Here is a 15,136-nt window from a genome sequence, read left to right as displayed (position 1 = left end):
AAGGTAAAAAAAACAGCCTGCTACTTGCTATGGTTGCAGCTATTTCTATGCTAGCTTGGCTATCGCAGGCAGAAGGCATGCGCGCGCCAGGCAGGTTCAAATTCGTTATTCCTGCTAAGCTGCTTCTCCAGGATACCACCAAGGTAGACTCGAGCAAGCTACAGCCTTATATTCCAAGCCGGCGGCCTACCTTTGTGCCATCCGACCGGCGTGGCAACCCCTTCAGTATTCACCCCAGTACCTCTCCCCTGCTCCTGGGGCAACCCAGCAACCTGAAGCTGAACGTGGAGCTGGATGATAGCCTGCAGCAGTATAACATTACCGAAACCCTGGGAGATGTAAATTACCGCACCCCGTCGTCTATGACGTTGCAGGAGTATTCGGAATGGCAGCAAAAAGAAGCCATCCGGAGCTACTGGCGCGAGAAATCGGCAGGGCTGGATGGTGAAAGTGTGGTGAGCAGTAACCGCCTGGTACCTAAGATCTACATCAGCCCGGTATTCGACCGAATTTTTGGAGGCAACTTTGTGGATATTCAACCGAATGGCAACGTGTCGCTGAAGTTTGGTGCCCGCTTTAACCGCAACGAGAACCCTACTATCCCGCTTCGGCAGCAACGCACCGGCGACTTTGAGTTTGACCAGAACATCTCCCTAAATCTGGTTGGCAAGATCGGTGAGAAGATGAAGCTCAATTTTAACTGGGATAACAACGCCAACTTCGACTTTGAGAACAACATGAAGCTGGATTATACCGGCTACGACGAGGAGATTGTCCGCAAGGTAGAAGCTGGTAACGTGAGTCTGCCGCTCAACAACTCCCTGATCACAGGTGCCCAGAACCTGTTTGGTATAAAGGCGCAGCTGCAATTCGGCCGTTTAGCTGTTACGACGGTTGCATCTAGTGTGCGTGGCAGCGCCGATGAAGTGGTAGTGCAGAACGGTGCCCAGAACAAACCCTTTGAGCTACGGGTAGATAACTATGACAAGGACCGCCACTTCTACCTGTCGCAGTTCTTTAGGGGGCGCTATGATAATGCGCTCAAGAACCTGCCCCTGGTAAACTCCGGCATAGTGATCCGTCGCCTGGAGCTGTATGTGACCAACAGCAACCGCGCTACGGAGAACCTGCGCAACATGGTGGCTTACATGGACCTGGGGGAGGCCGACCCGTACCGCGACAAGTACCAGACAAAGCCGGCTACAGCACCCGCCAGCAATGATGCTAACGCCCTCTATAGTATACTGACCAATCCGACGGCCCGTAACAACACCCAGGTAGATGAATACCTGCGCGGTCAGGGCCTGCAGAAAGGCATTGACTTCGAGCACGTACGTGCACGCCGCATGGACCCGAACGAGTATAAGTTTAACCCACAGCTCGGCTACATCTCCTTGAACACAACCCTGCTGCCAGACCAAGTACTGGGCGTAGCGTTTGAGTATACCTATAATGGCAAAACCTACCAGGTAGGGGAATTGATGGAGGATTATCAGAACCTGCAGGACGAGCAGGTGATTCAGATGAAGTTGCTGCGGGCTACCAACCCGTCGCTGGATTACCCCACCTGGGACCTGATGATGAAAAACGTGTATAGCCTGGATGCTACCCAGGTGAACCGTGAGGATTTTCAGCTGAAGATCGTTTACAAAGACGACGAAACAGGTGTTGATATCACCAGCTTAAAAGAGCCGAGCCCTATCCAGAACGTGCCGCTGGTGGAGGTGATGAACCTCGACAACGTAAACACAAACAACGACAAGCCCAGCGATGGCAACTTCGACTACCTGCCGGGTATTACAATAGATAATGAAACAGGCCGTATTTACTTCCCCGAAGTAGAACCGTTCGGCAGTTACCTGGCTGCGAAGCTGGAGGGCCGCCCCGAGCTGATCGACCGTTACGTTTTTCAGGAGCTCTATGACCAGACGCAGACCGACGCGCAGCAGAACAACGTAAAAGCCAAGTTCTACCTGCAGGGCCGTTTTCAATCTACTTCTACCGACGAAATTGTGCTGCCGGGCTTCCGCGTGGCGGAGGGCTCTGTGGCCGTATACTCTGGTGGCACACGCCTGGTAGAAGGCACTGACTACCAGGTTTTCTATGATCTGGGCCGCATCAAAATTCTGAATCCCAGCTACATCAGGTCAGCCAGCGATTTACGGGTGACTTATGAAAAAGCGGACTTGCTGAACATACAACCCCGCACCATGCTGGGTGCCCGCTTCGACTACCACCTGAGTGACGACGTGAACATTGGTGCAACCGTGCTACATTTAAGTGAGCAGGCTTACATCAACCGCGTAAGTATAGGCGACGAACCTACCAACAACACGATCTACGGCTTTGATGTAAACCTGCAGAAGCAGTCGCGCTTCCTGACGAAGCTGACAGATGCCATTCCGCTGATCAATACCAAAGCGCCTTCCACCGTTACGTTTAGCGGCGAGTTTGCGCAGCTGGTTCCTTCTAAAACCAAATCGCCGGCCAACGAAGACGGCACCTCATACATAGATGACTTTGAAGGAGCCGAGACCCCCTACAGCCTGGGCGGCTTTAACAACTCCAGCTGGCGCCTGGCAGCCACACCGGAGCCACTGATACCCGGCGCCGGCCTGGCTTATTCGTACAACCGCGCCAAACTGGCCTGGTATACCATCGACCAGATCTTTTACCGCGACGCGGACGGGCTGAAGCCGTCCAACATCACGAAGGAGGAACTAAATAACCATTATATCCGCGGCATCAACCGCAAAGAAGTATTTCCGGGCCGCGACCCGGAGATAACCAACACCTACGAGTATACGTTTGACCTGGCCTACTATCCACGTGAGCGTGGGCAATACAACTATAACCCAAACCTGACACAGGAGGGCTTGCTGGCTGGAGATCCGCACAAAAATTATGGTGGTATCAGCCGCGAGATCGGATTTGATACTGACTTTGATAACGCCAACATCGAGTACATTGAATTCTGGTTGATGGACCCGTTTATCAAAGGTCCAAATGGCCGGAAGGATGCGCAAGGCAACCCGGTTCAGAACGACGAAGGCGGGGAGCTTGTCTTTAATTTGGGAAGCGTGTCTGAAGATATCCTGCACGACAACTACTATGAGTTTGAGAATGGCCTGCCAACTTCCGGCGCTAACCTGCAGAATGTAGATGAAACGATCTGGGGCCGCGTAAGTACGGAGCAGTTCCTAACTGATGCCTTTACTGGTGTTGCGGGCGGTCGCCAGTTCCAGGATATTGGTCTGGATGGCTTGAATGATGCAGACGAAGCTAATTTCTTCAGGGGCAGTTTCCTGAACCTGATCCCGGGCACGATACCGCAGACAGTGCTCAACGACCCATCAGCTGACGACTTCCGCCACCCGCTGGACGAATACTATGATCAGCAGAAAGCGGGTGTGCTGGCTCGCTACAAAATGTATAATGGCATGGAGAACAACTCCCCTGAAAACAGCCGTTACTCTAATTATGCTTTCCCCGACAAAGAAGACCTAAACAAAGATAACGTTATCAGCGATCTGGAGCAGTATTACGAGTATAAGATCAACCTGAAACCAAGCCAGCTGAACGTAGGGCAAAACTTTATTGTAGATGCTGTAGGTCAGAAAATAAACGGCGACAGCGTGACCTGGTACCAGTTCCGAGTGCCGGTGCGCCAGCCAACAGGAAGCGTGGGTAACATTAGCGGCTTCAAGTCTATTCGCTTTATGCGCATGTACCTGACGCAGTTTGCCGACCCAGTGGTGCTGCGCTTCTCGCAGTTCCAGTTTGTAGCTAACCAGTGGCGCCAATACCAGCAGCCTATTACGGACGGCAACCCGTGCCTGACCTGTACGGACGATGCAAAGACCTTCACGATCTCAACCGTAAACTTTGAAGAAAACGGGCAATCGACGGATGCGACTACACCGTATGTGCTCCCTCCCGGCATCGAGCGCTTGCGCGACTATGCCTCTACTACCAATCGCCGGCAGAATGAGCAGTCGCTGCAGCTCTGCGTGGAAGATCTGAAGGACTCCTTCTCCAAAGCAGTGTACAAAAACATCTCGCTGGACATGCTTACCTATAAGCACCTGAAGATGTTCCTGCATGCCGAAACCCAGGACCTGAACACCAACGATGATGAGGTGGAAGCCTTTATCCGCATCGGCACAGACTATACTCAGAACTACTATGAGTATGTGGTTCCGTTGAAAATGACGCCGCGTAATAGTTTAGATCAGCGGGCTGTCTGGCCACTGCAGAACGAAGTGGATGTCGCTTTAGATGAGTTTGTGAATGCCAAAGTAATGCGTAACAATACTGCTGGCGGTTGGGACAGGAACAAGCCCTTTGAAGTAACTGTGAACGGCAGGACCATTCGTGTTGTAGGTAACCCTGACTTTAGTGAGGTGCAGGGGGTGATGATTGGCATACGCAACCCGCACAGAGTTAATGATGATGGACGCGCCCACTCGGTATGCATATGGGCGGACGAATTACGTGTAACTGATTTCAAGAACCAGTCGGGCTGGGCAGCCAATGCCCGGCTTAACACCAAACTGGCTGACTTTGCCAACATTACGGCTACCGGCGCTTATACTACTGTAGGCTTTGGTGGGCTGCAGCAGAAGATTGCGCAGCGCTCCCGCGAGAACACAGCGCTTTTTGATGTGAATGCGAACATAGTAGCCGATAAGTTTCTACCGGAGAAATCAGGCATTAAGATCCCGTTATCGGTACAGTACAGCACCCTGAACAGCGAACCACAGTATGATCCACTTGACCAGGACGTGCCGTTGGAGCAATCGCTTGAAAAGTTCGGAGAAGACGAGGAAGCGCGGGCGGCTTATAAAAAGCAGGTGGTGACGCGCGAAATCCGTAAGAGCTTTAGCTTACTGAATGTGCACAAGGAGCGCACCGACCCTGACGACAAGATTAAGCCGTACGACATTGAGAACCTCTCGCTGTCTTACTCTTATGCCGAGCGCCTGTTCACCAACATTGAGACAAACCGGGATTATACCAAAACGTATACCGGCGCCCTGGCCTATACTTACGATAATACGCCAAGGAACTATACGCCTTTTGCCGAAGTTAAAGTTCTGAACTCTCCGTACCTGCGCCTGATCAAGGACCTGAACTTTACACCGCTTCCAAGCCGCTTCGCTTTCCGGGCCGACCTGGACCGCCGCTACAACGAAACCTTCCTGCAGCGCCGCGATTCGGAGACAGGGCTGATCACGACACGGGGCATCAACCCGACGTTTCAGAAGTACTTTTACTTTAACCGCCTCTATGATCTGAAGTGGGACCTGAGTAAAAGTCTTTCGCTGGACTACACGGCTACAAACAGAGCCATTGTTGATGAGCCCGACGCCCGCATTAACCGAGACATTGACTCACTCAGCTACAAGAACAAGGTTATTTGGGAAAACCTGAAGAACGGCGGCCGCAATACCAACTTTAACCAGGTGATAGCCCTGAACTATAAGCTGCCGCTGGATAAGTTTCCGCTGACCGATTGGATTGGTGCGGAAGCCCGCTATGCTGCAACCTACATCTGGACAGCCGGTTCCACAGCCCTAAACCAGGATACGACCTTCCAATTGGGCAACACGGCCGAGAACAGTACGGAGTTTACTGTAAACGGCAAATTTGACTTGGTGAAACTCTACAACAAAGTAAAGTTTCTGAAGAGTGTGAACACTCCGCAGCCAGCAGCCAGGCCGATTGCTGCGCCTGACGATACTACTGCCGCCAAACCAAAGGCCGATTTAAAAGTACTGAAGTCGCTGGCACGGTTGCTGATGATGACGCGCTCTGTTAACTTCACCTTCCTTCAGAACCAGGGCAGCCTGATGCCGGGCTATCTGCCTACCACCACCATGTTCGGGTTGGATAGTGAGTTTGATGCGCCGGGTGTGCCGTTTATACTTGGCAAGCAGTATGCGCTAAGCGAGCTTTACGAGCGGGCGTACACCAATGGCTGGTACACTGATAGCAGCCAGTACCTGAACACGCCTTTCAGCGGCATTTTAACCACCGATTTCAAAGCACAGGCGAACCTGGAGCCGTTCCGCACATTTAACGTGCAACTGGATGTGCGCCGGAACCTAACAAAGATACAGGAGGTGTTTTACCGCAAAGAGTATGATGATTTTGGCCATGTAGGCGAGACCGATCAGCGCCAGAACCCTTTCAATTCAGGTGCCTTTAGTACCTCTTTCCTGGCGCTGGGTACCTTATTTGAATCTACCAGCAGCGGCATCTCCGGTGCCTTTGATAACTTCATCTCCAACCGCCATGTGGTGCGCGAACGCCTGCTGGCCGCTAATCCGGCCGCAGCTGACTCCGGGTATACTCTCAACTCGCAGGAGGTGCTGATCAAGTCCTTTGTGTATGCCTACCAAGGCCGAGACATCAACGGGTATAAAGCAAAAGTAGAGAGCCCCTTCAAGCGCCTGCCGATCCCGAACTGGCGCATTGACTATAACGGGCTCTCGCAGTTGCCGTTCTTCCAGCAATGGTTCAGCCAGATCAACCTGACACATGCTTACAGCGCCAGCTATAACATCTCCAGCTTTACTACTTCGCTGGCGTATAACCAGGAGCCGGTCGGCTTTCCGAACCAGCTGAACGAGTTTGGCAGGATTGAGCCATACTATGTAGTCAGCCAGTTAACGGTGGCCGAACGGCTGGCCCCGCTGATCGGTATTGACTTCCGTACTAAGTCTAACCTTACCGGTCGGCTTGAGTATAAAGTGGAGCGTAACTTGTCGCTAAACCTGACCAATGCGCAGGTCACCGAAACTCATGTAAAAGACTATGTAGTGGGCCTGGGCTATACGACCACCCGCTTCCGTATTCCATTCAAGATCGGCGGAGAACGTAAAACACTGGAGAATGAGCTGACCATGCGCCTGGACTTATCCGTGCGGGACAACCAGACGGTGCAGCGCGCTATTACCCGCGATGACAGCGGGCAGGAGCGCAGCCAAAACCAGATCACGAACGGTGCACGCCAGTTGCAGCTGCGGCCGACTATTGATTATGTGCTGAGCCAGCGCCTGAACCTGCAGTTCTATGTGTTACGCACGGTATCCGATCCGAAAATCTCCACTTCCTTCCGAAACAGTGTGACAGAAGGCGGTGTGCAGTTACGGGTTAGTTTGCAATAAAATTTTGGCATTGCGAAAAAGGCCGTATTTTTGAAGCAATATTAAACAGACAGACGAAATGAATTTACCAGAGAACTTAAAGTATACCAAAGACCACGAGTGGGTGCGTATTGAAGGAGATGTAGCTTTTGTTGGCATCACAGATTTTGCGCAAAGCGAGCTGGGCGATATAGTGTATGTAGACATCGATACAGTAGATAAGCAGGTAAGCCAGAATGACGTGTTTGGTACTGTAGAAGCTGTAAAAACGGTTTCTGACCTTTTCAGCCCGTTAACCGGCACCGTGCTGGAGGTAAACGACAAACTGGAGAACAGCCCGGAACTTGTAAACTCCGACCCCTACGGCGATGGCTGGATCATACGCCTGTCTGTTGCTGATGCCGCAGAAATAGAGGGTCTGCTGACGGCAGAAGGCTACCGCGAAGTAACAGGCCAGTAAAGCTGCTATAATAGGTTTTGATTTTACGCTATAACCTATTTACCATACTTTGGGCAGCAATGATCCTGTTACTGACATTGCTGCCCTCCTCTTCTATGCCCCCTGTCTCCATCTGGGAGCTCTTTTCGTTTGATTCTTTTGCCCACGCTTTTCTTTTTGCAGTGCTCACCTTTCTGATGATCGTGGGGCTCAAGAAGCAGTACACCTTCCTGAAGCTGCGCCACTACGCTATCCGCGCTTCGCTCCTCACAAGCGCCCAGTTTGGCATTGCCATCGAGCTGATGCAGTACTTCCTTATTCCTGGCCGCCACGGCGACATTATTGATGTACTGGCTGATGCGATCGGCTGTTTGGCAGGCATCATACTATTCAAGTGGGTGTATGTCTGGTAATCCATGAAGTATACAGGACATTTATACTTAATGAGAATAAAGCCCCGGCTGCTTATCTTTAGTTAATGAAGCGCTTTTATACAATTTTGCTCTGTCTGCTGCTCAGCAGTAGTGTAGCCCGGGCGCAGGACATGGCGCGCGTACGGCAAACCATTGATACCCTTACCTCCGCTTACATGCATGGCCGTGGCTACATACTAGCCGGCGACACGAAAGCGGCCAACTACATTGGTGAGCGGTTTGCCGAAGCAGGACTGCAGCCCTTGCCCGGGCAAGACAGCTTCTTTCAGCGGTTCACTATGCCTGTCAACCGTATCACCAAAACACCGCTGCTGAAGGTAGGCAAGCAGGTGTTAGTGCCAGGGCAGGAGTTTGTCGTGCAAGCTGCTTCTCCTCCTGGTGCCGGCAAAGCCAGGGTGCTACCACTTGACACACTTATTTTTTCCGATGCCGCGGCAGCACAAGAATTTTTCTCCCGGGATCTGCGCAAGTATGCGCTGGTATACCATCAGCAAGATGTAAAGCGGCTACGTCACCTGCCGGAGCAGTACCAGCAGCAACTACAGCAGGCGCAGGTATTCGTGGTACTGCAGAAGACCTTGCTCACTACGGTCGCGCAGCAGCAAAGCAGCGTGCCGGTGCTGGAAGTGCTGGAGCAGCAATGGCCCGCCAACGTGAAGAATATCACCTATAGCATTGTTGCCGAACTGGTGCCCGCCTACCAGACCCAGAATGTGATCGGCCTGGTGAAAGGAAGTATAGCACCCGATTCTTTCCTCGTTTTCACGGCTCATTACGACCACTTGGGCGGCCAGGGCGAAGGCGTATACTTCCCCGGCGCAAACGATAACGCGAGCGGCACGGCCATGCTGTTGGAACTGGCTGCCTACTACACCCAGCCGGCGCATCAGCCAAAGTATAGTATGGTGTTTATGGCTTTTGCGGCCGAAGAAGCAGGATTAGTTGGTTCCAGTTATTATGTGCAGCACCCGCTCTTTCCGCTCGGCAGCATCAAGTTTCTGGTCAATATGGATTTGCTGGGCACCGGCAGCGAAGGCCTGATGGCTGTGAACGGCAAAGTATACGAACCGCAGTTTCAACGGCTGCAACAGCTCAACGCGCAGCACCACTACCTGCCACAGATCAAAGCACGTGGCAAAGCTGCCAACTCCGACCACTACCATTTTTCCGAAGCAGGTGTGCCGGCTTTTTTCTTTTATACCTTAGGTGGCACCGCGGCTTACCACAATGTGCAGGATTATGCCAGTCAGCTGCCTCTCACCAAATTTCCGGAAGTATTTCAGCTGCTCACAGATTTTGCCGCAGCACTACAGGAGTAGGTTGTTTATACTTTCTAATGCTCCCATGTTTAGTTGACCTCTCAGTATGCGTAGCTCTTGCGAGAAACTTTAGCTGATTTTATAGCTGCTGGTGCCATGTGGTAATTGCAGGCAAAGACAAAGCGGATGCTTGCGCCAAAGAAGCCTTTGGTCTTCTCGCTAGTGCGAGCTTGTAGCTCGTACTTTCTTGTTTTATAGCTTCTGCTGGTACGAGCTACAAGCTCGCACCAGCAGAAGCCAGAAGAGAAGCCTTTAACATCATAGTACCGTCTGATGGCACTGCGAGTCTTTGGCCATCTATAAATAAAAGCGCCAGCTACCGATAGATCCGGCAGCTGGCGCTTTGCTATACTTGCTAAGTATAAACTACAGGATATTGTTGATCTGCTCTTTGATCTTCTCCAATTCCTCTTTCATATCAACCACGTGGTGCTGAATGGTGGCATCGTTGGCTTTGGAGCCGATGGTGTTGATTTCGCGGCCGATCTCCTGCGCAATAAAGCCCAGTTTTTTGCCGGTAGGCTCCGGCAGGTATACGGTTTCGGTAAAGTAGTGCAGGTGGTTAACCAGGCGCACTTTCTCCTCGGCAATATCCAGCTTCTCCATATAGTACACCATCTCCTGTTCAAAACGGTTCTTATCGAAGTGCTCTGAAACAGCCAGCTCCAGCATATGCCCTTTGATGCGCTGCCGGATATGCTCCATACGGCTGGGATCATACTTGTCTACCTCAGCCAGCAAAATGCGAATCTTATCAATGTAAGACATGATCTCGGCTGTCAGTGCTTTGCCTTCATCTTCGCGGAATGTCTGAATATTTTCCAGTGCTTCCTGCAACAGGGGCTGCACATTGTCCCATTCCGCTCCGGTGGTTTCATCTTCCGGCAGATCCTGCTGTAACACGTCTGGCATGTGCAGGGCTAGCCGAAAAAGGTCTGTTTTAGAGCCACCTACCCCATCTGCAGCGTTGCTCAGTTCACTATAATAGGCCTGTAATAGTTCTTTATTGATGGTGCTCTTGGCTTTCTGTGCTTTGTTTTTAGTATAATCAATGCAAACGCTCACTTTGCCGCGTACCAGCGCCTTGGTGATAAGGTTTCGTACTTCATACTCCCGCTCCGCCAGAAAACGCGGAAGCCGCACGCTCAGGTCCATGCCCTTCGAATTTAATGAACGGATCTCTACGGAAATAGAATATTGATCGGCATCGAGGCGGGCACTGCCAAAGCCTGTCATGGACTGCAACATATCTCTTTATAAAATTATACTTTGGCAAAGTAAGTATAATTATTCATTTTTGTACAGCCACTGCCATGAAAGGTGCCAAAAGCCTGCGTTTGTGTTAGGTGGTGCCGCTGTTTTTTACGTAAATTGCGCTATGAAATTTGGTGTAGTCGTTTTTCCGGGGTCCAACTGCGACCAAGACCTGGTAGATGCTGTAAGCATAGGCATGCAGCAACAAGTTGTAAAGCTGTGGCATAAGTCCCACGACCTGCAGGGTTGTGATTTTATACTACTGCCCGGCGGTTTTTCGTATGGAGATTACCTGCGCTCCGGTGCCATTGCCCGTTTTTCTCCTATCATGCAGGAGGTGGTGCAGCACGCAAACCGTGGCGGTTATGTAATGGGCATTTGCAACGGCTTCCAGATTCTGACAGAAGCTGGGCTGCTGCCTGGTGCCTTGCTGCGCAACGTGAACCAGAAGTTTATCTGCGACAATGTATACATCCGGCCTGCTACGACTAACCTGCTGCCTACGCGCCTGCTGGATATGAGCAAAGCCTACAAAATACCGGTGGCACATGGCGAAGGCCGTTACCACGCCGACACCGATACGCTGAAGCAGCTGCATGACAACGACCAAATCATGTTTAAGTATAGCAGCAACGCCGCCGAAATCCATGATATTTACAACGTAAACGGCAGCTTGCTGAACATTGCCGGTGTCAGCAACGCCGAAAAGAACGTATTTGGCATGATGCCGCACCCCGAGCGTGCCGTAGACCCGGAACTAGGTAACACAGACGGCCGCGCTATTTTTGAATCCATCCTGGAACTGGTGAGTGCTTAACTAAGACCAAGCTATTCATTTTATAAAATATTAGAAAAGCCCCGCTTATAGGTATAGGCGGGGCTTTTCTTTGCAGCACCGGCAGTGCAGCCCAGCTAAGGAATAGGCTGTCAGTTTGATGCAATGTATAAAAGCCGTACTTTTGCACCTTCTATGAGAAAAGCGACCTTCTTTCTTACCGTTACTCCACCGTGACGCTTGCACTTTCCGGCCTCTCTGGCCTGGTCTGAGTTTCATATTCCCAATAGTATTTTATCGTATTCACTTTGGTGCGCTTAGGCGGGTTTATACTTGCCTCTAGCGCTCCTATACTTCATATTGTATGTTTTATAGTCCGATCAACTTTAAAGAGATCAATTACAAAAACGAGATTCTATCTGGCCTAACCGTCGCGCTGGCCCTGGTGCCCGAGGCGGTAGCCTTTGCCTTTGTGGCTGGTGTAGAGCCGCTGGTGGGCTTATACGCTGCTTTTATGGTGTGCCTGATTACCTCCATTTTCGGTGGCCGGCCTGGTATGATTTCCGGGGCAACCGGCGCGTTGGCCGTGGTGATGGTGAGCCTGGTAAAAGCGCATGGCGTGGAGTACCTGTTTGCCACGGTGGTGCTGATGGGTATACTGCAGGTGCTCTTTGGCTCCCTGAAGCTGGGAAAGTTCATTCGCTTTATCCCCGAGCCGGTGATCTTTGGCTTTGTAAACGGCCTGGCCATCGTAATCTTTATGGCGCAGTTCGGGCAATTTAAAGTGCCAAGCCTGAATGATACCGGCGTCGGCTGGATTGCGGGTGTGCCGCTCTATACCATGCTGGGGCTGGTGGGGCTCACAATGGCTATTATCTTTCTGCTGCCTAAACTCACCAAAGCCATTCCCGCTGCGCTTACCGCCATTATAGTAGTCTCCGCTATTGTGATCGGCTTTCACCTCGACACCCGCACCGTGGGTGACATGGCCTCTGTGGGTGGTGGCTTTCCGAAGTTCCACATTCCGGCGGTGCCGCTTACCCTGGAAACGCTGCAAATCATCTTTCCTTATGCACTTATACTAGCCGGCATCGGCCTGCTGGAGTCGCTGCTGACGCTGACACTGGTAGATGAAATCACAGAAACACGAGGCCGCAGCAACAAAGAAGCTGCCGCGCAGGGCCTGGCGAACATTGTTGCGGGCTTTTTCGGAAGTATGGGTGGCTGCGCCATGATCGGCCAAAGTATGATCAACGTGTCCTCTGGTGGCCGCTCGCGCCTATCGGGCATTACGGCAGGTGTAATGCTGCTAGTGTTTATTCTGTTTGCCTCCAGCCTGATTGAGATGGTGCCGCTGGCGGCGCTCGTAGGCCTGATGTTTATGGTAGCGATTGGCACATTTGAGTGGTCAAGTTTCCGGATTTTGCGCCGCATCCCCAAGTCCGATGCCTTTGTGCTGGTTGCCGTGTCGGTGCTCACCGTGATTTTCGATTTGGCGATTGCAGTGGCAATTGGCGTAGTGATTTCGGCCCTGGTATTTGCCTGGAAGAGTGCCGTGCGTATCCGTGCCCGCAAGTATACTGATGCGCAGGGCGTAAAGCATTATGAGATTTATGGGCCGCTTTTCTTTGCTTCCACTACCACCTTCCTCGATAAGTTTGATGTGGCCAACGACCCGGACGAGGTGATCGTGGATTTTGCCGAATCACGTGTGGCAGATCATTCCGGTATAGAGGCAGTCAACAAATTAACGGAGCGCTACCTGAATGCCGGTAAAAAACTGCACCTGCGCCACCTCAGCAAAGACTGCCGCCGCCTGCTGGCCCAAGCCGGCGACATGATAGAAATCAACATTATGGAAGACCCGCACTATGCTGTGGTGACAGATGAACTGGGATAACTCGGAAAAGAAGTATTTTACCAGCACACTTTATACCTGTTTTTCTTTTTCCTGCTCCTCCTTGTGTTGCAGGATTACCTCAATACGCTTATCCGGCACCAGCCACATAAACGCAACAAACACATAAATTCCTCCGGCAACCCAAGAACTGAAGTAAGAAGCGCAAATGGCGACAAAGTATAGAATGGGTGACATTTTGCCTTTCATGTCCTTACCAATTGCTTTGGCAAGTATAGAATCCGGGCCGTGGCTTTTGATAATGCGGCTCTGAAGTATAAAATAGGCCACAGCACAGAAGAGTAGCACCACCCCGTACAGCGCCATGGGCAGAGGGGCAAATGCATTCTCGCCAATCCAGCCCGTCACAAAAGGGATCAAAGATAGCCAAAAGAGCAGGTGCAGGTTGGCCCACAGGATGTCGCCGGTCACAAACTTAACCGTATACAACATATGGTGATGGTTGTTCCAGTAAATGGCCAGGTAGATAAAGCTCAGTACATAACTCACTATCACCGGGAGCAACGGCCGCAGCACCACAAAATCCTGCCCGTGGGGCACCTTGATCTCCAAAACCATAATGGTGATGATTATGGCCAGTACACCATCGCTAAATGCCTCCAGTCGTCCTTTGTGCATTGGTCAGCCTTTTAGTTCAGGCAATAATAAAAAAAGTATGCGGCAGTTTCCGCTTTTCATACAGCATTTATATTGCAGCAGGCTGCTGCACTGCCAAGGGTAGGTGCAGCTGGTACAGGTCATAACCTTTTGCCCAGAAATCCTTCTGCACCTTTTCCAGTCTGAAGCCTGCCTTTTCGTAAAACTTATACACTAGTTGAGAGGTGCGCACAATGACCAGGCGGATGGCCGGATTTGTTTTGATCAGCACAATTCTATAGTGTAGCAGTTGTTTGCCGATGCCTTTGCCCTGGTAAGCCGGGTGCAGAATATCCCATGAAATCCTGGCTTCCCCACTAGCAAGGAAGTAGTTGATGCCGCCAGCGCCAATAACTTTCCCGCCCTCTTCCACTACGAAGTAACTTTCGGCATACTTGTCCAGGTACTCCGCCAGATCGGCCTCTTCTGAGGGCGCAAAGTATAACGGGGTGTTAAGCCGTAACAGCTCCAGCAGCTGGCCTGTATCGTCTTTTCTGAAAGGCCTGATCGTCATTTTGAATATCAACGGGTTTACGGCTTGGCTAAGGGCGGGATTTTTAGCACTAATGTTGAACTTTGCACAAATGCTACAACGAAGCACGTCAGCCCGCCTTTTGCCAAAGTGCTGTTAGGCAGGCGTTCGTTGTTCTTTCATTAGATTTGTCCTTTGTAATCTGGGTCAAAATCTACCATCCATTCAATTCCATATTTGTCTCTAAACATTCCAAAATAAGAGCCCCAAGGACTGTCTGCTATAGGCATTTCAATTTGGCCTCCTGCTGAAAGTCCGTTAAATAATTTGTCTGCTTCTTCTTTACTTTCTGCACTAATTACAATTTTACTCCTATTCTCATTTTCATTTGTTCGCCCCATCATTTCCGGAACATCGTTTCCCATTAAAACGGATTTACCGATGGGCAAAGCAATGTGCATGATCTTGTTTGCTTCATTTTCTGCTACTGGAAATTCAGCATTTGATAGGTCTTTGAAACGCATAACCCGTGCAAACTCTCCGCCAAATACTGATTTGTAAAAATTGAATGCTTCTTCGGCATTGCCGTTGAAGTTGATGTGTGGATTGATAAGTGCCATAGTTTTGTTTTTTTCTCAAAAGTAGTCTCTAACTACATAATAAAGAGGGTATAAAAGCGTCAAAAAATGGGTTTTTTACGTCAGGAGTTTACTTAGTAATAGCGCACAACGTATTGGT

The 15,136-nt window shown here is 50.9% G+C and carries 10 protein-coding genes; 6 read left to right on the top strand and 4 right to left on the bottom strand.

Annotated elements, in window-relative coordinates; all coding sequences use genetic code 11:
• The first annotated feature begins 47 nt into the window (after positions 1-47).
• The 4 genes from sov (at position 48) to ABDW72_RS16250 (ending at position 9,343) form a co-directional block, all read left to right on the top strand.
• The gene (sov, locus tag ABDW72_RS16265) at positions 48-7,172 is read left to right on the top strand and encodes a T9SS outer membrane translocon Sov/SprA (protein WP_347159656.1); all 7,125 of its coding nucleotides are present in this window, start codon (positions 48-50) and stop codon (positions 7,170-7,172) included.
• A gap of 58 nt (positions 7,173-7,230) precedes the next feature.
• The gene (gene gcvH, locus ABDW72_RS16260) at positions 7,231-7,611 is read left to right on the top strand and encodes a glycine cleavage system protein GcvH (RefSeq protein ID WP_347159655.1); all 381 of its coding nucleotides are present in this window, start codon (positions 7,231-7,233) and stop codon (positions 7,609-7,611) included.
• A gap of 17 nt (positions 7,612-7,628) precedes the next feature.
• Positions 7,629-8,003 carry a VanZ family protein gene (locus tag ABDW72_RS16255; protein ID WP_347159654.1) on the top strand — a complete coding sequence of 125 codons (375 nt, stop codon included), beginning with the start codon at positions 7,629-7,631 and terminating at the stop codon, positions 8,001-8,003.
• A gap of 65 nt (positions 8,004-8,068) precedes the next feature.
• Positions 8,069-9,343 carry a M28 family metallopeptidase gene (locus ABDW72_RS16250; protein WP_347159653.1) on the top strand — a complete coding sequence of 425 codons (1,275 nt, stop codon included), beginning with the start codon at positions 8,069-8,071 and terminating at the stop codon, positions 9,341-9,343.
• 366 nt (positions 9,344-9,709) lie between these two features.
• On the opposite strand, the gene ABDW72_RS16245 is transcribed toward ABDW72_RS16250, so the two are convergent.
• Positions 9,710-10,591, bottom strand: a complete 882-nt coding sequence (locus ABDW72_RS16245; protein ID WP_347159652.1) for a YicC/YloC family endoribonuclease — start codon at positions 10,589-10,591, stop codon at positions 9,710-9,712.
• A gap of 130 nt (positions 10,592-10,721) precedes the next feature.
• On the opposite strand from ABDW72_RS16245, the gene purQ reads away from it, so the two are divergent.
• Both purQ and ABDW72_RS16235 read left to right on the top strand, forming a co-directional pair.
• Entirely contained in the window at positions 10,722-11,414 is a 693-nt protein-coding gene (gene purQ / locus ABDW72_RS16240) for a phosphoribosylformylglycinamidine synthase subunit PurQ (protein WP_347159651.1), read from the top strand.
• 322 nt (positions 11,415-11,736) lie between these two features.
• Positions 11,737-13,272, top strand: coding sequence for a SulP family inorganic anion transporter (locus ABDW72_RS16235; protein WP_347159650.1), 1,536 nt, complete (start codon positions 11,737-11,739; stop codon positions 13,270-13,272).
• Between the two features lie 30 nt (positions 13,273-13,302).
• On the opposite strand, the gene ABDW72_RS16230 is transcribed toward ABDW72_RS16235, so the two are convergent.
• The 3 genes from ABDW72_RS16230 to ABDW72_RS16220 all read right to left on the bottom strand — a co-directional run bounded on the left by ABDW72_RS16230 (position 13,303) and on the right by ABDW72_RS16220 (position 15,018).
• Positions 13,303-13,908: a TMEM175 family protein gene (locus ABDW72_RS16230; protein WP_347159649.1), complete on the bottom strand. Its 606-nt coding sequence runs from the start codon at positions 13,906-13,908 to the stop codon at positions 13,303-13,305.
• 67 nt (positions 13,909-13,975) lie between these two features.
• Positions 13,976-14,440, bottom strand: coding sequence for a GNAT family N-acetyltransferase (locus ABDW72_RS16225; protein WP_347159648.1), 465 nt, complete (start codon positions 14,438-14,440; stop codon positions 13,976-13,978).
• A 140-nt stretch (positions 14,441-14,580) separates the two neighbouring features.
• Entirely contained in the window at positions 14,581-15,018 is a 438-nt protein-coding gene (locus ABDW72_RS16220) for a VOC family protein (protein ID WP_347159647.1), read from the bottom strand.
• Positions 15,019-15,136 lie beyond the last annotated feature (118 nt).

This window comes from Pontibacter chitinilyticus, from assembly GCF_039748935.1.
Taxonomy (GTDB): Bacteria; Bacteroidota; Bacteroidia; order Cytophagales; family Hymenobacteraceae; genus Pontibacter; species Pontibacter chitinilyticus.
The sequence above is the reverse complement of the archived record's forward strand: the minus strand, read 5'-3'. Positions and strand labels throughout refer to the sequence as shown.